Below are 22,532 nucleotides of genomic sequence, written 5' to 3' on the forward strand. Positions count from 1 at the left end.
AGCCTCTGTGTTAAGACGGCCACATTTATGCGATTTCTAATTGATAGTGTTGACGCAACTGATTTTTAAAGCTTTTGACTACGGCCAGACACTCTTTGAGTAGGTCACGTTCAAGTGCAGTCAAAGTCGTTGGATCTACTTGCCGAGCATGCTTATCGTCGGTTGAAAGAGCCACAGATAAGCGCTGCGCCATAAAAAACTCTAATGCTTCAAGCAAAGTATCGGCGCGCTCTTGGGTCATAGCGTCAACCTGCACCAAAGCCTTTAAACGCGCCTTGGTACTAGGCACGTCGAGCACATTGTTTTCTAAAGCTAAGGTACGGATGCCATGCACCAAGGGAAATATACCGGCTTTTTTTAGGTCGATATCAGATGATGCTGATTTACCACCCAATAAAGGGACAAACTTCTGCCACCATTGATTAACATCGCCAAACTGTAGCGCTGCCCGTGCAAACTGCCTGACAAACATAGGATCTGCCTGTTGATGAGCAAGTTCTAAGTGCTGACGTACTTGAGTAAGCAGTGACTCATCGCCGCAGACGTATTCACCATCTAGTATCGCAGACAAGTAAATACCATGCATCGGGTCGGAATTCCTAAACCATAGGCCAATTTGCGCAGTGAATTGCTTAAGTGATTGTCGCCACATAGGATTGGTCATCATAATATTGCCATCACACAGTGGGTAGCCAAGCGTTGCTAAATGGCTATTAAAAGTATCAGCAAACTGTTCTAGGTCAGGATGCGTATAGCCATCACGAATGATGAGCGCGTTGTCTTGATCGGTACGCATGATTTGCTCACCGCGCCCTTCCGAACCCATAACGATAAGGCAGGTATTGGCCATCACCTCATTAGGTATGATTAGCTGCCATAGTTTGGTAAATACCTGCGCATTTAGCGTCTGTACCATACGACTGATATTGCCAATTTTGACACCATTGTGATGCTGTGCTCGAATATAGCGCCCGATCAGCTCAACAGCGGTATCTAGGCTAGATAAGTCCTGTGCCTGTTCGATTTGAATACTAATTAGCTGCGAATGATGGCCAATATGAGCGAGCATATCACTTTGCCCAAGCACACCGACGACATCGCCACTCTTATCAATGACTGGCAGTCTATGAATACGATAGCGAGTCATGGTCAGCATCGCATCGCCAATCTCATCACTGGCTTTGATCGTGCGCAGATTAAAATTCGCATAATGCTGGCAAGGAGTAGTAGCAGGATCTTGTCTGTCACTCACCGCGCGGCAGATATCAGTATCGGTCAAAATCCCTAAGAGTAATCTTGTCTCATGTTGCGCTGTTTGTGAGCCATCTAAGTCATTCAAATCATCTAAGCCATGTAGCGGTCGGACCAGTACATGTTTTAATCCAGCTTTGGTCATGATGCGGGCCGCTTCGTACAAGCTGTCATTGGCATCGACGATATGCACTGGCAACAGATGAATATCTATCACTGGTTGTAGCATGATCTGCTGTACTTCTTGTTGGTTGGTGTAGCTGTCAGGCTCTAGCATTTTATTATGACGTCGCTGGCGCAATGCTTTTAATCGTTCGGGCAGCTTGTCTGATAGCATTTGGCGTACCAAATGATTTTGCGCGCTGATTTTATCGATAGCATCACCAGCGACTTGAAGTAGTAACGTCTCTTCATTGGCTCGGAACTGATAGGGTTGTATAGGTGTACTTTCAGGCTCTAGCTGATTGTCCTTGACCAGTGACTCAGGCAGGCGGCGGCTATCAAACCAATCATTATTATTCAGACCGTCAGCATGATTGCTACCGACATAGGACGCGACAAACTCACCATTTAGTGATTGCTCGATTTGCCCTTTGACGACGACATATAGACATTGTAGTTCTTCTGCAGGCAAGCTTTCATTTTTGGCAAGGTAGCGTATCTGGGTGTTTTTTCTAATGCTTTGACGCTCGGCTAAGCTCAGTACATCAAAGGGCGGTTGGCTAAAATCAAGATGGGGCATGGCATCATCCTTGATGGCATATTTTCGGCAGAGACTTTACTATAGCATTAATAAAACAAAAAGCCTCCAATAACCCTATTTATATTGTGGTTATTGGAGGCTTTTTGCTACTGTGCCATTTATCCTAGCTACATTAGATTTTTTTAATTAACTCTAAGCGCCTAATAGTCTGCGGATACGACTGATTGCTTCTCGGCTCTCATCGACACTCGCGACCAAAGCGATACGCACATAACCTTGTCCAGGATTATGACCATTAACTTCACGTGACAAATAGCGTCCTGCCAATGCATGAATATTGGCTTGCTCATACAACGCTTTGACAAAGATTTCATCATCATTGCCGAATTGCTCAGGTACTTTGACCCAGAAGTAAAACCCAGCATCAGGCATACGTAACTCTAGCAACTCACCAAGCTCAGACATCCATAGGGCAAACTTTTCTTGATATAGCGCTCGATTATGAGCGACGTGTTTTTCGTCTTGCCACGCAGCGATAGAGGCCAGCTGATGAGGTATCGGCATCGCACAACCTTGGTAAGTACGATATTGCAAATAAGCCTGCAAAATTTTGGCATCACCAGCCACAAATCCAGAGCGCAAACCCGGTAAGTTTGAACGTTTAGATAAAGAGTGGAACACGATACAGTTTTTGAAATCACGGCGACCAAGGGCCGCACAGGCTTGAAGCAATCCAATCGGAGCTGTATCAAAATACAGTTCGCTATAACACTCGTCACTGGCAATAATAAAACCGTACTGATCTGACAGACGAATAAGGTATTCCCAGTCATCCATTGTCATGACGGCGCCTGTTGGATTGTTTGGACTACAGACAAACAATAGCTGCGTACGCATCCAAACGTCTTTTGGCACCGCGCGATAGTCACCTTTATAGCCATTATCTGATGTACAAGGGACAAAGTAAGGCGTTGCCTGTGCCAGTATCGCTGCGCCTTCATATATCTGATAAAACGGGTTGGGCATGATAACCGTAGGCGATGTATCAGACGCTAAAGAATTGCTCTCTTTGTCAGCTACATCATGATCAACGACCGCTTGTACAAAGCTAAAAATCGCTTCTCGTGTGCCCATCACGGGTAATACTTGAGTATTGGCATCGACGTGATTAAGAAAAAACCGCTTCTCTAACCAGTGGGCGATAGTTTGGCGCAGCTCAAACATACCGTTTGTTGTTGGATAACGACTTATTTTGTCCAAGTTTTCGCGTAGGACGTCCAGCACAAATGCAGGGGGCTCATGTTTTGGCTCACCAATACCGAGCTTTATTTCACTGTAACCGTTGGCAGGCTTGCTATCAGCAAGCAAGGTTGCCATCTTTGCGAATGGATAAGGATGTAGATGCTTTAAGTTGTGATTCATAAGTGTGATAACTATAATAGACAATTAATAATAAAGTTATAAAGAAAATTTACATTAGAGCAGTGTAGCACCTCTCTAATTTTTTGTCCTTTTCTTCTTATATCGTGAATAGGCATTTACCAAACGTAAGCTATTCATTGTATGACTACCAAATAGGTAGTCGCTCAAAAGTCTTTTGAACCTTTCATAATTTATAATCTATAACAATATAAAAAATGACTACATCACAAAAGTGGTAGATCGTTTTAAGGATAGTTTGATATGTCTAGTGTGCTAAATAATGATGATCTCATCGCTAAAGATATCAATAATGAAAAACTTGATAACAGTGTGCAGCGTTCTAACCTGTATAAGCTGCTCAAAGAGCGTGAACAGAGCTGGTGGCAAGCGCGCCAACAACTGATCGAACGTCAAGAAAAGAAAATGTTTTGGTATGGTGAAAACAGCCTCATTATGTGGCTGTTATGGCAATTGGTCGGCTACGTGGTAGTGGCAATGGCCTTGATGCTGCTCAATAATATATTTGGTATCTCATTACCGCTATGGCAATACATCTCTTTGTTTGTAATACAGACCATATTTTTTGTCAGCGCACTTGCTGCTAAAGGCCAGTTGGAAAACAAACTGCAGCGCAAAATAGACAACGATGAGCTGATGCGCGAAGAGGCGCTCAATGAGATGATTATTTTGGCAGAGGATAGCCTGTATCCTGATATACATGCCAAGTCGCCTATTTCTTTAGAAGCATTAGACGATTATCTAGATGGACAGTTTCACCTAGCAAGCTTGCAATGTTTGCTACAAAAAGAAGTCGATGCTGGACGATTAATCATGGAGCAGCAGCCACTTGAAGTAGGTGTTTTGCCGCCAGATCTTGCTGACGATGAATTGAACGAACATGCTAGCGAGATAACTTATAGAAGTACGTTATAAAACGTACTTCTATGATGACTATCAGACTACTTTTGCTAGTTAATATTCAAAATAATGGCTAACCAAAACTATCTAGCCGTATCAAAAATATATTACGCTATTATGCTCTTTCTGAACGGTAAGACTGGCTAATAGCGCTTCCTTTAATGCTTCCAGTCTATCAGGTGAGAGTGGCTTATCGTTTTGATCACTGATAGAAAACATATCCTCAGCACGCTCACCTAGAGTAGTAATACGCGCAGCATGTACTTCGATTTGCTCTTGCAAGAAAACTTGCCCAACTCGCGCCAATAGCCCTGGCTGATCAAGCGTTTCTAAGCTCATGATGTGCTGGCCTGATGCTTCATTGAATTCGAAGTTAATCACCGTTTTTACTTCAAAGTGTTTTAACTGACGCGGCATACGCTTGTTCGTCAGTTTAAGTACGGTAGGGTCTTTGAATGAGTCAATTAAGCGTTGTTTTAGCTCTTGTTGGCTCTCCTCATCGACCAGCAATGTGCCACTAGGATCTAGCAATACATAAGAATCCAAAGCAAAGTCACGGGTCGCTGTGATAATGCGTGCATCTAAAACATCTAGATTCATCTGATCAAATACCGCCATGGTGACGGCAAACAGGTTCATCTGATCTTGGGTGTAAACAAATACCTGTACCGCATCAAGCGCCAATTCGCGATGCTCACGCAAAACGACCAATGGTGGACTATCAGCATTAGAAGCAAGCCCAATCGGTGGGTGATTCAAAATAGCTTCGGTATGCCATAAGATATCTTCTGCAATCTCTCGCAAGAAATACTCATCGCCCAAGTCATCCCACAGACGCAATACTTCATCGCGGTTCATGTGTTGGTTATTGACATTATCTAGCATCGTCAACGCTTGCTTACGTGTGGCACTAATCATATCTTGACGATTGGTGGGCGCATCGATATCAGCGCGCAAGATGCGCCGAGTTTGTGAGTATAGCTGTCTCATGAGGGTTGCCCGCCAGCTGTTCCATAGCTGTGGGTTGGTCGCATTCATATCAGCCACCGTCAGTACATACAGATGGTTTAGATGAGTTACATTGCCAATGAGATCAGAGAAAATAGTCACCACTTCAGGGTCTGAGATATCTTTTTTCTGTGCAGTAATTGACATGAGAAGGTGATAGCGTGTGAGCCAACCTACTAAGTTCGCATCCGCCAAGCTCATACCATGCGATAAACAAAACTCAATCGATTCAGTTTGACCAAGCTCACTATGGTCACCGCCACGGCCTTTAGCAATATCATGGAACATCGCTGCCAGTACCAAAATCTCTTTACGCTCGATACGCTGAAAGATAGAGCTGACTAGCGGAAAATCTTCTTGAAAGGTTGGATCTGTAAATCGATGCAAAATTCTAATCAAAAACAAGGTATGCGCGTCTACTGTATAACGATGGAACAAGTCATATTGCATGAGGCCAGTGACTTGCGCAAACGCAGGAATATAGTTACCCAATACCCCATAGCGATTCATGGTACGTAGACGATGAAACAGGTAGTTTTGTTCTTTTAAATTCGATAAAAACAACGCTTTGTGAGTAGGGTTGTCTCTATATATCTGATCGATGCCTCGCGCGGCAATTTTGAGTGCGCGTAAGGTGTGGGTGCGAACTTTATCGATGCCATGCTGACCCATCAATAAAAACATCTCTAAGATAGAATCTGGGTGCTGTGCAAACACTCGATGATGCGCAATGGCAATCTGGTTACCAATGCGGTTGAACCGTGCATTTATAGGCTGTTTTTTTGGACGTTCATCGTCAGGCAGCTGTGGCTCTATGATCGTTTCATAATAGTGATTGGTCAGCATCTCAGACAGCGTTGATATCTGCATCGCACAGCGATAGTAGTCGCGCATAAACCGTTCGACCGCAGCATTAGGCTGGTCATCAGGCTGGGTCTCGTAGCCCATTAGCTGAGCAATCTCACGCTGATAATCAAACAACAGCTTGTTTTCATTACGGCCCGTCAGTACATGCAAGTAATGACGAATCTGCCATAAATACCCTTCGGCAAAGCTCAACTCATCAAATTCTTTTTCGGTCAAAAAGTTCTGTTGCACTAAATCATATAGCTTGCTCACGCGAAAATAACGCTTAGTGACCCAGCCGATGATATGGATATCACGTAGCCCGCCCGGTGCTGTTTTGATATTGGGTTCAAGGTTGTACTCGGTGGCATTGTGCTGCAAATAACGCGCTTTGGATTCTTCCATTTTTACATCAAAAAAGGCGCGCGGAGACCACTGTTTGTTGACGATTTGAGCAGGCATGTCTTGCAATGCTTCGTTGCCGATTAGGAGTCGAGCCTCCAGCTGAGCACTGGCAATCGTATGATCAAGCGCAGCCTCTAGCGCATCATTGATACTACGTACAGAGAGCGCAGGCTCTAATCCTATATCCCATAGTAGAGCGACCAGTTTGTCGATCTTACTACTCGCCTCAGCACCTATTTCACCAGGAGACAGAAGCAAAATATCAATGTCTGAGTAGAGTGATAGCTCACCGCGCCCGTAGCCACCAGTTGCAAAAAACGCCAAATCAGTCTTATCTAACTCAAACCATTTAAACAACGCAATCAATAGGCTGTCGATAGCGCAAGCACGTGCTGCAACCAGTTGGCGAATATTGGTGCCGCGTTCTAGTGAGCGGCTGATATCGTCGTTGATCTGGGCCAACCATTCAGGAATGCCAAGTAGATTCTTGTCTGTCACATTTTTAGCTGACAGTGGGGATGAGTCTGTCGCCACCTCACTTGGTAGTATCGGTAAAGGCGTCAAATCAACAGAGGCGATATCACAATTAAACATGAGTGTTATCCAGTTAAGAGTTTAGAAATAGAACGTTTAAGCTGAGCGCTATTGGGCAACTAATGTGCTAATGGCTAATAAAAGTCACGAATAGCAATTATCAATAAAGGTGCTGATAAATATATCAATAGAAGTTATCAGGTCATCTGAGTATAAAGACAAAGCGCCTATAAGCACAATACTCAATATGCCCTAATTAAAGACCAAAAAAAAGACCGCCTAAGCGATCTTTGATTGTATTACTGCGTCAAAAAACTTAAATCTTCTTCGGGGCGAGTGGTAAACACTTCACAACCATTATCTGTTACGACCATGGTGTGCTCCCATTGAGCAGACAATTTGCGGTCTTTAGTAATCGCCGTCCACTCATCTGGCAAGATCTTAGTTTGCCACGTGCCTTGGTTAATCATAGGCTCAATGGTAAACGTCATGCCTGTTTTTAGCTCAAAACCAGTGCCTTTTTTGCCATAGTGCATGACTTGTGGCTCGTGGTGGAATTCATCACTGATACCATGACCACAGAACTCGCGAACGATACTAAAGCGCTCAGGTTCGACAACGGCCTGAATAGCAGCGCCGACATCACCTAGGCGAGCACCGTTTTTGACCACGCTCATACCTGCGTAAAGGGCGTCTTGGGCCACTTTGCAAATACGCTGTGCCATGATAGAGCCGTTGCCGACAATCCACATTTTTGAGGTATCGCCATAGTAACCATCTTTGATAACAGTCACGTCGATATTGATAATATCACCATCTTTTAGCAGCTTGCTTTCAGTTGGGATACCGTGACAGACAACATGGTTGACTGAGGTACAGATAGATTTTGGAAAACCATTATAGTTAAGTGGGGCAGGGATAGCCTGTTGCACATTAACAATATAGTCATGGGCGATCTGATTGAGTGCTTCGGTACTGACGCCCACTTTGACATGCTCATCGAGCATGACAAGCACATCACTAGCGAGCTTACCGGCCACACGCATTTTTTCTATGGCTTCTGGAGACTGGATAAGGGATTTTTTAGTCATCATCGTATATCTTATAATTATGGGTTCATTGTGGATAGATTATACCATAAACGTACTAGTGACACTTTCACGTTAAGTGATAGTGTACCTATTATTATCATTGATAATAATTGCTTTACAGCATGGTGAGGGCTTATATGACTCATTAGTCAGACTAATATATTCATATTTTGACAAATTAGTTGAATGTTGCAAGATATATAAGTAATGTAATTTTGCCTGCTAACGGAATTAGCAGCAATTTTTACTGTAGTTGTGCAGTAAAAATAACCAAATCAATGATAACAAGGATGTTGTTATGACGCTTTCTTTGTACATTCGTGCAGCTCTCACACCAAAGACATTGTTACCGATACTGGGTTCAATCAGTGCTGGTGTACTTCTAATGACCATGCAAACTACTTCTGCTCAAGCTGCAGGACAATACTATAATTGTGCCAATGCTAACGGTTGCAAGTTGGTGGACAGTAAATATTTCACTTCTAGTTACACTAAAACTCAATATCCGGTCGTCTTAGCACACGGGCTTGGCGGCTTCACAACGCTATTTGGAGTCATTGACTATTTTAACGGTATTCCAGAAGACTTGATGAAAGGTGGCTCAGAGGTATATACCACCAAAACGTCAGCGGTCAATAACAGCGAAGTTCGAGGTGAGCAACTGCTACAACAGGTCAAGACCATTGCCGCGATTTCAGGTGAATCTAAAGTCAATTTGTTTGGACACAGTCAGGGCGGTATAGATATCCGTTATGTCGCTGGCGTCGCGCCAAAGTACGTGGCTTCAGTAACCGCGGTATCAAGTCCAGAGCAAGGATCAAAAACCGCTGATTTTGTGAAAAATGTCCTTGAGCCAAATAATACTTCTGGACAGCCATCTAATGTCACCACCCAGCTAGTATCAGGCGTGTTTAATCTGATCGGTGGCTTTACAGATATTGGTTCTGGTATCAGTTTCAATCAAATTCAACAACAAGATGGCTGGCAAGCGCTCGTGGCTCTATCGACCGATGGTGCTGCTAAGTTCAATGCCAAATTTCCTGCAGCAATGCCAAAAAACTATTGTGGTCAACCGACTAGTACTGCGGTCAATGGCATCAAATACTATTCATTTAGCGGCGTTGGGCAAATAACGAGTGCACTTGACCCTAGCGATTATCTATTGGCCGCAACGGGCGTACCGTTTGCAGGTGAGTCTAATGATGGATTGGTATCTGCTTGCTCAAGTCGTCTTGGTTATGTGATTCGTGATAATTATAGAATGAATCATTTGGATTCCGCCGATCAAGTCTTGGGTCTGACGGCATGGGGAGAGTCTGAGCCAAAATCTATCTATCGTACCCAGGTAAACCGTCTGAAAAACGCCAACCTATAAGCTGAACTACAAAATAATAATGCTCATTGATTGAGAAATATCGTTTATGTCAAATAACTGCCGTCCAGCCTATGCAACAATTGCTATCATCGCCGTGGTTATCATTGCCACAGCGGCGGTTATTTTGTGGTTCAAGCCTAGTAACGATGTAAATTCAACTTCAACCAAACCGTCGGTCTCTGATAATGAGAGTAGCGAGTCAGTGACAACTGAGCTGGCTGCGGGACAAGTCGTGAAAGCGACAACGCCACCCAGCCAGTCTCACTTTGTCACAGGATTAGAAAATTTACCACGTTCATTAAAGGGTACCCAAATTGATGGTGAAATCATCATCGATGAAAATAAACAGTTAGTCGTCACTGAAGGTCTGCGGCGTTTGTTTGATTATTTTTTATCAGCCCTAGGTGAGGAAGAAGAAGCGGTTATATTTGCCCGTGTGGAGAATTATATTCGCCATCACACACCAGAGCCTGCCGCTAGCCAAGCGGTCACTATTTTTAATCAATATGTTGCTTACCTTAAAGCACTTCCTGAGATAGAGAAGCGTTACGGTAATCTGCAATTACAGGCGACCAAAAGTGGTGAGCTGGACTTGAATGCAGTTGCCCAGCAAAAACAAGACATCGCTAATCTACGTCAGCAGTACTTTGATAAACCAACCATTACAGCATTTTTTGGTGCAGAGGATGATTACGATAATTATAGTATAGAGATGGTCAGAATTGACCAAAATAAGCAGATGTCTGACGCACAGAAACAAGCTGCCCGTCAGGACTATATCAGTCGATTGCCAGATAATGCGACTAAAACCAATATCATACAACAAGCCAATATTAGCGAGTTGATGACTCGTACTGAACAGATGAAAGCTCGCGGTGCAACGCCCGAGGAGTTATATAATATGCGCCAAGAGCTAGTAGGCGCACCAGCAGCAGAAAGGCTGGCACAAGTAGATCAAGAAGACGCTAATTTTGACCAACGCTTCACCCAGTATGAAACTCAAAAGAATCGCTTATTAAGCCAAGGTGTCGATGCAGCTCAAGCGCAAATTCAGATAAATCAGCTTGAAAAGCAGCTATTTAATGACACTGAACGTAAGCGTCTGGATGGTTATGCGGCATTGCAACGACAGCAAGCTGTGAATAATCCCTAATTACCGTCACTAGCTACCATCAATAACCATCAATAATCATCGTTGATAGGGATGAACAGAGTTAGCAGATTGTATTTAACAGCTCATTTAGATACTGGCAAGAGCAAGTAGCTAGATATTTGCAAAGTAGTACAAAATGCATTCCGAATAACTACCCAGTTTATGATGACACCTCCCTGTGAGTCATGCACAATATTGCCATTGTTTAGAGCATTAAATAAAACAATAAATGAATCATAATAAATCTGAGCTTTTACTATGTCTATTAGAGCTTACCGCCTGTCTATTAGCGCTGATGGCTCAAGCAGATAGGATGTCTAGTAAAAGTATCAGATGCAATAAAGCGAGGAATTGATATGAAGAACATGACTAAAGTAATGATGGCCGCGACATTGGCAGTTGGTATACTTGCTGCGGGTTGTCAGACGACGAATTTGCCTGCGCCAGTTAACCAACCAATCACTGCAGATGTCTTGCAAGCGCATAACTGGCAGCTAGTTGATGCCAAACGTAGCAATGGTGATAAAGTAACGCAGCTATTTTTTGACCCAGCCAAGCCATTAACTTTAAATTTTATGAATGATAACGGTAGAGATTACGTGGCATTTATGAATACCTGTAATAACATGGGCGCTGGATATAGCGTTGCAAATGGTGAAGTCGAGATTAAAAACGGCATCAGTACTATGATGGCATGTCCTGAACCGCAAGCTAGCTTTGATACTGCTGCCTTAGCTACTGTAAAAGGTAAATATAGCCTTAGTAAGAATGCCAACAATGTGCCTATTTTGACCATTAAAAATGATGCTCAAGTCGCTTATTTTAAAGCCGTTGCGAAGTAGCTTAATGATTGAGTAAACAGTTTGACTGGTTCGTAAACTTAAACAATTGTAACTACTTTTCTAGAGTTGCTCGTCTGAAGTTACTTATTTAAAGTTACTTATTTAAAGCTACTCTTCTTGAAACGCAACATGCCTCGCTATCAAGTGGGGCATTTTTTTATCCAAAGTTTGACTCAGTTTAGGCTACACTAGAGCCATAACCCTATAATACCTTTGATATCGTAAGATATTATCTATGGCGTTGAGTCTGCAACAGTGACGATAGTTTTTTAATTATTCACAATACTTTTATCATTAGGATCTATTGGATACCGCGCTATGTTTGAAACCATAAAAGTCATTACTACGATAGCTATAGTTACCGTCCTCACTGGCTGTCAGACATTACCTAATACTTCAGTAAAAAAGCCAACCAGTACAGTCGAGACCAATCCGCTGACTGCACGTATGCCAGCGATTGATCGCCGAGGATACATTGCCTATGTAGAAGAGCAGGGCGCAGGTACGGCAAAAGTATCGACCCTCTATAGCATTCGTCCTGACGGTAGCGCTCGTCAGCTAATTGATCAGCTTAATGGCTATATCTATGCGCCAGCATGGTCGGCAGACGGACAACTGCTTGCCTATAGCAAACAAGCCCCGCGTGAGCATCCCAAAATTTATATTTATGATCGTAGTAGCAATACGCGCAACCTAGTGGTAAATGCTGAAGGCAGCAATATGTCAGCGTCATTTTCACCCGATGGTCAAGATTTGCTTTATAGCTCTACTGTCGGTGGTAATGCTGATATCTATAAGATGCGTCTGAGTAATGGTAATACCCAGCAGTTAACGACTCTGCCGAGTACAGAGGTACAGCCCAGTTATGCTGCCGATGGCAAGAGCTTTGTCTATACCAGTGATAAAGTCCGTGCTGGACGACCGCGAATTTATCGTTATGACTTCGCTACGGGCAATGCGACAACTGTATCAACAAATGGGTATGTGGCCAGTCCTCAGCTTAGCTTAGATGGTCAGCGTATGGCTTATCTAAATGGTCGCAAGGCGGCTGTCATGACCTTGACGACTGGGCAAGTGGTCAACTTGGCAGAAACAGGGCTTGATGAACCCGCACGTCTATCTCCCTCTGGCAATTATGCCGTCTATCCAACTCGCCGTTTGAATGTGGGCGGGCAAGTAGCAAGCCAAAATGGTGGTAGTCTAGTTATCCATTCGCTGTCAGGCAATATCAGCTATGCCATTAGCGGCCAAAATGGTGGAGTCGTGCGCTCACCGATATGGGGTCGTTAGAGAAGTATGTCTTATGCCGTGATATGTATATAAACTTATTTGTAAAACAACATAAGTTTATAAATATTAAGTGAAGAGCCTTAGCTTTTGTAGTAGGTTATTACACATAGAAGATTAGATTCACAAAGGGAGAACCCGCGTAATGCAAGAGGCTTTTTTCGCGTTCATCACCAAAATAAGTTTATATCCAACGATTGTTTTCACAGGTCTTGTGATGTTCGTTACTCTATACTGGGTGGTATCTTTACTCGGCATGGCAGATATGGACAGCGTGGATGTTGGAGAGTCAGGTAGTGATGCTGCTGTCTCTGATTTATCATCGACCGGTTTTTTTACAGGCCTCATGCTGAAGTTTGGTCTCTACGGTGTGCCTTTAGTCATTATATTGAGCTTAGTTAGTTTAATCGGTTGGTTATTGAGCTATTTGTATACCAGTTTCTTACATCAAAACTTTGACTCTGGTGTTTTGTATTACGTGTTTGGCACAGGGGCACTAATATTCGTATTGGTCGTTTCTATGTGGCTGACAGGCATGATCATTTCACCCATCCGCAAAAACATTGCCAGAATCCCCAAACGTAATTCTGCTAATAACGTAGGCAAAATCGCGATTGTGCGCACACTTAGTGTGACGGACAAGCACGGTGAGGCAGAGTTGAATGATGGCGGTGCAGGTTTGATACTCAAAGTTCGTTCAGACAACAGCACTAGCTTACTGAAAAAGGGCGATAGAGTGATGTTGGTCGCGTATTTAGAAGAAAAAAATACCTATCAAGTCGCTCGTATCGACTAAATAATTATAAATTATTTAGTCGATACGACTTTCTATCATCGCTTTTAGCATAGAGTAAACTCGAAAATAAGATAAACCCTGATAAATAATAAGCAGCCATTGAGCTAAAAGACCTCTATTTTTACATCATACGAACGGTTTTAAATTTAGTTATTGTTGGTTCAACTAGTTCAGGTATGAGAAAGGCAAGTGAAAGTGCTACATAGAGTAGGCTAAGCGAACCCTACAGGGCATCTGATGTATCTAGGATTGACCATAGAATGTTTTAATTAAAGGAATGGATATGGACATACTCATTATTGTCGGCGTGGTTGTGGTGCTGGCGTTTGTTTTCATTATGGCAGCACTGTTGATGCTCAAAGCCTTTTACTTCAAGGTTGAGCAGGGCAAAGCACTAATTATTAACGGTGTGAGCAAAATAGCCGTACGTTTTGATGGTGGCTTTGTTTGGCCAGTTATTAATAAAAAAGAGCTGATGAGAATCTCGCTCATCACGTTAGAAGTTGATAGACGCGGTAAAGAAGGGCTAATTTGCGCCGATAATATGCGTGCTGATATTACAGTCGCATTTTATCTACGTGTCAATGAAACCGAAGAAGATGTATTAAAAGTTGCCAAATCGGTTGGAGTTGAGAGAGCATCAGATAAAGTCGCTGTTAATGAGCTGTTTAATGCCAAGTTTTCAGAAGCGCTAAAAACAGTTGGTAAGCAAATAGATTTCGTTAAATTGTTTGAAAACCGCAGCGAGTTTCGTGACAGTATCGTCCAAGAAATCGGTAACGATCTAAACGGCTATGTCTTAGAAGATGTCGCGATCGATTATCTAGAGCAAACACCGAAAGTATCATTGGACTCAAGTAATATCCTAGATGCTGAAGGTATCAAAAAGATTACTCAACTAACGGCTTTTCAAAACGTTATTACCAATGAGCTTGAGCGTGATGAAGAGCTAGCGGTTAAGAAAAAGAACGTTGAAACCAGAGAGGCGATGCTAGAGCTTGAGCGTCAACAAGCCGATGCTGAAGCCAAGCAAAAGCGTGAAATATCGTCAGTGATTGCCCGTGAAACGGCTGAAACTCGTAAGATTGAAGAAGAAGAGCGTAAGAAGTCAGAAACGGCCGTCATCATGGTTGAGCAGGACTTAGCGATTCAGCGAGAGAATCAGCAACGTGAAATTGAAGTAGCAGGTCAAAATCGTCTGCGTGCAGTTGTCATCGAAGAAGAGAAGGTTACGCGTGCTCGTGACTTAGAAATCGTCTCTCGTGAGCGTGAAGTTGACTTGCAACGTATCGAGGCTGAACGTGCGATTGAACTTGAGAAAAAAGAAATCGCCAATGTCATCCGCGAGCGTATTGCGGTCGACAAAACAGTGGCGCAAGAAGAAGAGCGTATCAAAGAAGTTCGCGAAGTTAGTGAGGCTGAGCGTTCTAAGCAAACACGCGTGCTAGCTGCTGAAGCGGATGCTGAAGAAATCAAAGTACGTCAGGTGAAAAAAGCCGAAGCCGAAGAGTTGTCAGCCAAGCATAAAGCCGTTGAAATCACTACGCTTGCTACGGCTAACCTTGAAGCCTCTGCCAAAGAGTCAGAAGCCAAAATCAGAATGGCTGAAGGTATTAAAGCCGAAGAGTCTGCACATGGCTTTGCTGAAGCTGCTATCCAAGAAGCTAAGTCGGTCTCTATGGAAAAAGAAGGCATTGCTAGAGCTAATATTATTAAAGCGACTGGACAAGCTGAAGCTCAGTCAGAGCGTGAAAAAGGTATGGCAGATGCTGAGGTTATCGCGGCTCGCGGTGAATCTAAGGCGAAAGCTGAGCGTGACATTGGTATGGTCGATGCAGAGATTATTGCTGCTCGTGGTCAATCTACTGCCAAGGCTGAACGTGAAAAAGGTATGGCAGATGCTGAAATCATCGCAGCACGCGGTGAGTCTAATGCCAAAGCAGAACGCGAAGTTGGACTGGCAAAAGCCGAAGTCACTCGCGCACACTTCCAAGCCGAAGCAGATGGTTTGGTCGAGAAATTCAATGCAATGGGTAGCATGAATAAAGAAGCGCGTGAGCACGAAGAGTTCCGCATGAGTCTTGAGACAGCCTTGCAAGAAGCACTGGCATCGATCGACGCAGGTAAAGAGATTGCCAAAGAAAATGCTGAAGTATTGGCAGTAGCACTACAAAAAGCCAAAATCGATATTGTTGGCGGCGAAGCGCATTTCTTTGATAACTTTGCCAAGTCACTATCTATCGGTAAAGCCATCGATGGCCTAGCAGGTAAGTCAGATACGTTGAGCGGTATTATCAATGGCGTGATGGCTAGTCAAGCTATGAAAGCAACCAAGCAAAATGATGATAAAACCATTTAATATTAAGACATGTCTTTATAGATTGAAGACATGCGCCAAAATTAATGCATTTCTCTCTTGATAACTAGCCTGTCATTTAGGAGGCAGGCTGATCTAACCAACTCGTTCTATACATCTTAATAGAGCGATAGCCAACTTATTATTAATAATGAGTTGGCTAATCTAAAAAATCAGCCGTGACCACTCGTTTTTTTAGATTAGCCAAGTGCTTCTTTACTTTCAACGATTCTTTATTGCCCAAAATTCTCTTATAGTGGATTCAATTTGAAAGAGATACAAGGCAACCGAGTGCAGATGTATATGTGATACTTCAAGCGAGGTTAACGCTGTAGCTCTTTTATAAAGGATTGACTATATTATGTAAAAACAGAAACGGACGAGCAACAATGGCGGACACGCAAAACCTAACCACTCCAGATAGCAATGACAACCCTAATGCTAGTCAAGCAAGCCAAACTGATCAGGCGGTTGCCTCGGGCAATGCTTATGAGATCATCAAAAAACGTTTGACAGAACAAGGTGCTCGTTTAGAGCAACAGACGGCCACGCTAAATACTGCACGCCTTGAAGAGTTCGGCAGTACTCAAATGCAAGTCATCGCCCGTACGCGTATCCGTACCGAACATAACTGTGTGGCGCAGGATATGGTGCAAGTAGGCGAATATCTACTGTTTGGCTACAACGTTTTTATGGGACTCAAACGTGCAAGCAATGTTAAGGATGTATTGTCGCTATATCGTTTGATTGAGCCAGTCGAAAGTGAAGAAGAGTACCAACTTGAAGAGGTCGATTTAACAGGCACTTTTTTGGGTCAAGATGCCTTTGTCCAAGACTTCAATGAGCTGTATCGATATTATAAGCAAACGCGCTTAATTCAAATAACCGTCAAAGACAGCAAATTGCTATTGGCGTTTCAGATTGGTGAGCGCATCACTGATATTCGAGTGTTCCGTTTCGCGCTAGATTTTAGCCAAGGCACACCAGAGTCTGCTCAAGTCGCTTACGTCGACAATCGCGGCGAGCGTGATATTGAGCTGCCGCCTGCCTATGATTTTGACTGGATAGAAACCACACGCGATCAGATGATCAACGGCAAATATCCGCATATGAATATCTTGGATACAATATTTGTAGAGACGGTCGGTGGAGATCTGACCATCAAGATTGAGGATAATACGCAGTCAGGGCAGGGTATCTATAGTGAGCCTGTCGAAGATCGTACTCAGTCGTTGACCGATGCCGAGATTGCTTATGCCAAAGTTGGCAGTTTAATCCTGCTCAAAATATTGCCCTATCGTGAAGAGGACTACCGTTATTTTGTTTATAACACCTTGACCGAAGCGGTGCTACGATTGGATGCGATTGGACAGTCGTGTGTTCAGCTACCAGAAGACCATGGCATCATATTTCCGGGTGGTTATTATCTACAGACGGGTGAGTATAAGCTGTTTGATGCCAATAACGTGGACGCCAAAGACTTAAAGTTCAAACGCAAAATCATATCGCCAAATGGTGAAGACGTTTTATTCTTATTTTATGATAGAGACTTGGGTATCACGGGGCTGTTTCCTTATAATTTGATTAAAAAGCAATTGGCAAATCCTATCTATTGCAATGGTATGGCTTTGGCTGAGAATGGCCGTTTGGTGCTGTTTAGCGATCAAAGTGAGCCATCTCGTATTCACCCGATGCAGATATGGCATACCCCTTATGCCTCATACGAGTATGTGAGTGAGCTGCCAGAAAGCACGAGCTTCTATGGCAAAATTGGCAATAAAGAACTGGTACGTGGTATCTCAGACCTGTATAGCATTACTCGCCTGATTGACAATCAAAGCGTCTCTCAAAAGCTCTATGAAGAGTTGGCTGACAATACCAGTCGTCTCTTTGACAGCTATTATTGGCTGTCTGAGCCTGAGCTGAGCGAAGTCGCCAGTAGTATCAAGGAAGTGACGGCCACGGCTGAGCTTGTCATCGATGAGTTCGCCAAAGTACAAAGTATCCAAAAGCAAACCCAAACTGCGCTAGCCGATGCTGATACGCTGCAAAGTGAGATTTTGCGGCAGATACGCGTTACTAGTTTTGAGTCTGCCAGTGATTATGTCGATCAGTTGTCAGCGTTAAGACGCCAAAAAGGCCGTTTGGTCAGCTTGGAGGATTTGCGTTATCTAGATGCTGATAAGTTACAAGCATTGCAAAAGCAATTAGAGGAAGCAGAGAGCGAGCTTGCTGAAAAAACGGTGCTGTTTTTAAGTGGTGAAGAGGCGCTATCAAGCTACGAAGGCATATTGGTCGATGTCAGTGAGCGCTTGAATACCGCTGAAACCAATGCTGAGCTAAAACCCGTACTGGAAAAAATTGATGAAACAGCGCAAGGGTTAGATTTATTAACCGAGCTGTTAGGTACGTTGGATGTTGCCGATGCCACGGTACGTACGCAAATCATAGATGACATATCGACCATTTATGCCAGCCTAAATCAGAGCAAAGCCAAGCTTAATCATAAACGCAAAAATCTAGGCTCTGCTGAGGCCGTTGCGCAATTTGGTGCTCAGTTTAAGCTGTTTGGTCAGTCCATTGCCAACGCCTTATCGATTGCTAATACCCCTGAGAAATCAGATGAGCAAATGGCAAAGTTATTGGTACAGTTAGAAGAGTTGGAAAGCCAGTTCGCTGATCCAGAAACCAATAGTGGCGATCAGTTTTTAGCTGATATTATCAGTAAACGTGAAGAGATTTACGAAACTTTTGAAAACCATAAGCAGCAATTGCTCGATGCTCGTAATCGTAAAGCACAAAACTTAGGTGATGGCGCGCTGCGGATGCTTGAAAGTATCAAAAAACGTACGCAAAGCACGGGTGTCACGGGATTTACAGAAGAGGAAGCGTTAAATACGTATTTTGCGGCTGATGGTCTGGTGCAAAAGGTGCGCAACATCGCAAAAGAGCTGCAAGCGATGGGCTTTAGTGTCAAAGCAGATGACATCGATGCCCGTCTAAAAGCCATCCAAATCGAGAGCTATAAGAGCTTAAAAGACAAGTCGGACTTGTTTGAAGATGGTGGTCAAATCATCAAACTGGGTAAGCATCGTTTTTCAGTCAATACTCAGCCATTAGATTTGACCTTGTTGAGCCGTCAGCAGTCAGATGGCAAGCGCGTGCTGAACTTGCATCTAACGGGTACCGACTATTATGAAGTGCTTAATAATGCTGAGCTAAACGCCTTGCGCCCGTATTGGGACATGAATATTGCCTCCGAGTCTGACAAGGTGTACCGCGCCGAGTACTTAGCCTATAGCATTATCGAAAGTGCTAAGAACAGCCAAGATGGACTGACTGAAGCGCGCCTATATCAAGCATACGATGCGACTGTCATTACGCTCGATGTTAATGGTGATATTGATAATGACAGTCCATTGTCCAAACTGGTCAAAGCTTACGCCACCCCTCGCTATCAGCTTGGCTATGACAAAGGCATTCATGACCATGATGCCACGCTATTACTGATGCAAATCCTGCCGACATTGCGTGAGGCAGGGCTACTGATTTATACCCCGCAAGTACGAGCATTGGCGCAATTATTCTATTGGCAGTTAAAGATCGTGCAAGCACTTGGTCTAGACAGTTTACGTCAATTTGGTTATGACGCTTGGTTAAATGAATCAGTGCTGACACGCGCAAATAACTGGACAGATAGAGCCGCGACCGCCGAGCAACTGCGCCGTGCATTGGGCAGCGATACGGCTAAATCTTTACTGGTCGAGGACATGAGCCAAGTGATGCGTCATTTTGTTATGGCTCATAATGATGACAGTCTTAGCGCTGATAAAGATGGTAGCGTTGATAAAGGCGCTAACATCTTCAAACCAAGCTACGTTCAGCTTGCTTGTGAATATTTGGTGAGCGTCATGGGACAGTCGGCTGAAACCAATGCCGGCGCACATAACACAATAAAATGGCAAACCAGCCAACAAGCGCAGCAGTTGTGTGAGCAGCTAAGCCAAACGCTAAATAGCGCGTCAGGTAGCACGCAAAATACCGCCAGTTTTGATCAACTACAGTCTTCTATCAGTAAGCTTGGATTCCAACCCAAATCAGCCTATGAGCTATTGGCCACATGGTTTCATGCACTACTTGATAAGACTTATGGTGGTACTGAATCGGCTGATGGCACGGATGAGGCAGGCGAGGCACTCAGTGAAGAGCAGCTTGCCGAGATTGAAACACAAAACGCGCTACGCAAGCAGCAATTAGAAAGTGGCCGTCATTATGTGCCTGAAGCCATTGCTGTCTTGCTTACCCAATTAAATGATGCCCAGCGTGAAGCTTTGGTGCAACGATTGATTGATTCAGGTGCTAGCTTTAATAAAGGGGCTTTTAATAAAGGGCTAAGTGCTAAAGGATTGGGCAATCAAGGTTTAAACAGTACAGGCGCAAGTGGCACACCATCGGCCTTGTTATTTTCCTCAATCACCTCGTCGGCTACGTCATCGACTACATCATTGACCAGTATTAATAATCCGCTCAATCAAGTGCAAAGTTTTGAACGTAGCACGGGTAAGGTATCGCTTGAGATACAAGTCAATAATTTGCTGGGTGAGCATATACGTATTCATCAGCAGACCTTAACCTTTGCCGTTGATGATTTCTTAAATCGTCTACATCATCATGATACCCAAGTTATCCCTGCCTATAGACGTTATCTGGCCATGCGCTCAGAGATATTGCATGATTCAAAAGAGACGTTGCGATTGGACGAGTTTATGCCGCGTCCATTGTCTTCGTTTGTGCGTAACCGTCTGATTAACGAGAGCTATCTGCCGCTCATCGGTGACAATCTTGCCAAACAGATGGGCACGGTTGGTGAGGATAAGCGTACTGATCTGATGGGTATCCTCATGATGATATCGCCACCAGGGTATGGTAAAACCACCTTGATGGAGTACGTGGCAAATCGTCTCGGCCTTATCTTTATGAAGATTAACTGTCCGTCACTTGGTCATGACGTCACCTCATTAGATCCAGAAAAAGCACCAAATGCTACCGCCCGAGAAGAGCTGAATAAAATCAACTTGGCATTTGAGATGGGCAATAACGTCATGCTCTATCTCGATGATATTCAGCATACCCATGCGGAATTTTTGCAAAAGTTTATCTCGTTGGGTGACGGTACACGCCGTATCGATGGTGTCTGGCAAGGCAAAACCAAGACCTATGACATGCGTGGCAAAAAGTTCTGCGTGGTCATGGCAGGTAACCCGTATACCGAAAGCGGCGAGGCTTTCAAAGTGCCGGACATGCTCGCCAACCGTGCCGATATCTATAACTTAGGCGATATCATGAGCGGCATGGAAGAGGTGTTTGCACTCAGTTATATTGAAAACTCGCTGACCTCTAATACCGTCCTCGCACCAATGGCCAACCGTGACTTAAGCGATGTGCATCGTTTGATTAAAATGGCAAAAACGGACAATGCGAATCTTGCTCAAGCACAAAGCAGCGATTTGACGTATCCGTATAGCACTTCAGAAGTTAACGAGATTGTCGCTATTTTGCGCCATATGTTTAGGGTGCAAGAAGTCATTCTGGACGTCAACCAAGCCTATATTGCCTCCGCCTCGCAAGATGATAAGTATCGTGTTGAGCCGATATTTAAGCTGCAAGGCAGTTATCGTAATATGAATAAGATGACCGAAAAGCTATCAGCGGTCATGAATGAAGAAGAGCTGAATCAGCTGATAGACGATCACTATCTGGGCGAGTCGCAGCTATTGACCCAAGGCGCAGAGAGTAACTTGCTCAAGCTTGGTGAGATGCGTGGTGTCTTAACCGAATCAGAAAAAGAGCGTTGGGCGCAAATCAAAGCCGACTTCCTACGTAACAAAGCCATGGGCGGTGAAGATGGCGATACGGGCGCACGTATCGTCGCCCAGTTGGTCGACTTGGCCAGTGGTTTCAATGCCATCAGTAGCCAGTTTGAGACATACTTAACGAAAAATGATCCTGAACAAATCGCTCGCTTACGAGAAGCAGGTCAACAAGCGCAACTCGATGCCCAGCTAAACGCCCAATTAGAAGCACAAAAAATACTTGCCGATAGTGTCATTAACAATGCCAAAGTCGTCAGCGATAGTATCGATAATGGCTTTGAGAAAAGTGTGAGTCAATTGCTACAAATATATAAGCACGATCATAAGTCAGAAGGCGAGTATCTCAAGCAAAACCAATATGCACAAAAACAGCTCATGGTGCAGCTGGTCAACGCTGTTGAACAACTGGCGCAAAAAATGGCGGATAGCTTGGTTAGCAATAATGATAATCAAACAGCCGATAGCGATATCCCTGATATTCATCAGCAAACGGCACTGATGGCAACTGCCCTCAAGCAAGCGTTAGAGCCATTGACGATGCGGATGGATGAGAAGTTGGCGATTGATACCAGCGCCGATCAATCTGGTAAGTTAATCGTTAATAGTCTCAATCGCCTAAATAAAATATTTGACGACTATGACCAGTGACTAATGTAGTAAACAAACCAATGA

12 protein-coding genes are annotated in these 22,532 nt (G+C 43.8%); 8 read left to right on the top strand and 4 right to left on the bottom strand.

Annotated elements, in window-relative coordinates; all coding sequences use genetic code 11:
- Positions 1 to 25 precede the first annotated feature (25 nt).
- Together I3249_RS04960 and dapC are read right to left on the bottom strand one after the other, a co-directional pair.
- Positions 26 to 1,993 (bottom strand): DUF294 nucleotidyltransferase-like domain-containing protein, encoded by a 1,968-nt coding sequence (locus tag I3249_RS04960; RefSeq protein WP_238068938.1) that lies wholly within the window; start codon positions 1,991 to 1,993, stop codon positions 26 to 28.
- Positions 1,994 to 2,146: 153 nt separating this feature from the next.
- A complete protein-coding gene (gene dapC, locus I3249_RS04965; protein ID WP_238068939.1) occupies positions 2,147 to 3,376 on the bottom strand; it encodes a succinyldiaminopimelate transaminase in 1,230 nt (409 codons plus the stop codon).
- Between the two features lie 261 nt (positions 3,377 to 3,637).
- Here dapC and I3249_RS04970 point away from each other — a divergent pair, with 261 nt between their 5' ends.
- Entirely contained in the window at positions 3,638 to 4,309 is a 672-nt protein-coding gene (locus I3249_RS04970; protein ID WP_238068940.1) for a hypothetical protein, read from the top strand.
- A gap of 81 nt (positions 4,310 to 4,390) precedes the next feature.
- On the opposite strand, the gene glnD is transcribed toward I3249_RS04970, so the two are convergent.
- Complete coding sequence (gene glnD, locus I3249_RS04975) at positions 4,391 to 7,147, bottom strand: [protein-PII] uridylyltransferase (protein ID WP_238068941.1); 2,757 nt, start codon at positions 7,145 to 7,147, stop codon at positions 4,391 to 4,393.
- 239 nt (positions 7,148 to 7,386) lie between these two features.
- Entirely contained in the window at positions 7,387 to 8,181 is a 795-nt protein-coding gene (gene map, locus I3249_RS04980; protein ID WP_101204961.1) for a type I methionyl aminopeptidase, read from the bottom strand.
- Between the two features lie 295 nt (positions 8,182 to 8,476).
- Between map and I3249_RS04985 the strand changes: the two genes are divergently transcribed.
- The 7 genes from I3249_RS04985 to I3249_RS05015 all read left to right on the top strand — a co-directional run bounded on the left by I3249_RS04985 (position 8,477) and on the right by I3249_RS05015 (position 22,508).
- Positions 8,477 to 9,553, top strand: coding sequence for a triacylglycerol lipase (locus tag I3249_RS04985; RefSeq protein ID WP_238052054.1), 1,077 nt, complete (start codon positions 8,477 to 8,479; stop codon positions 9,551 to 9,553).
- Between the two features lie 46 nt (positions 9,554 to 9,599).
- On the top strand, positions 9,600 to 10,706 hold the full coding sequence (locus I3249_RS04990) for a lipase secretion chaperone (RefSeq protein ID WP_238068942.1): 1,107 nt from the start codon (positions 9,600 to 9,602) through the stop codon (positions 10,704 to 10,706).
- Between the two features lie 356 nt (positions 10,707 to 11,062).
- Positions 11,063 to 11,548, top strand: a complete 486-nt coding sequence (locus I3249_RS04995) for an META domain-containing protein (protein ID WP_238068943.1) — start codon at positions 11,063 to 11,065, stop codon at positions 11,546 to 11,548.
- A gap of 318 nt (positions 11,549 to 11,866) precedes the next feature.
- Entirely contained in the window at positions 11,867 to 12,838 is a 972-nt protein-coding gene (locus I3249_RS05000) for a Xaa-Pro aminopeptidase (protein ID WP_238068944.1), read from the top strand.
- Between the two features lie 142 nt (positions 12,839 to 12,980).
- Entirely contained in the window at positions 12,981 to 13,631 is a 651-nt protein-coding gene (locus I3249_RS05005) for a hypothetical protein (protein ID WP_238068945.1), read from the top strand.
- Between the two features lie 283 nt (positions 13,632 to 13,914).
- On the top strand, positions 13,915 to 15,990 hold the full coding sequence (locus I3249_RS05010; protein WP_160023089.1) for a hypothetical protein: 2,076 nt from the start codon (positions 13,915 to 13,917) through the stop codon (positions 15,988 to 15,990).
- A gap of 386 nt (positions 15,991 to 16,376) precedes the next feature.
- On the top strand, positions 16,377 to 22,508 hold the full coding sequence (locus I3249_RS05015; RefSeq protein ID WP_238068947.1) for a DNA repair ATPase: 6,132 nt from the start codon (positions 16,377 to 16,379) through the stop codon (positions 22,506 to 22,508).
- Positions 22,509 to 22,532: the final 24 nt, after the last annotated feature.

The organism is Psychrobacter sp. Ps1 (assembly GCF_022129425.1).
GTDB lineage: Bacteria > Pseudomonadota > Gammaproteobacteria > Pseudomonadales > Moraxellaceae > Psychrobacter.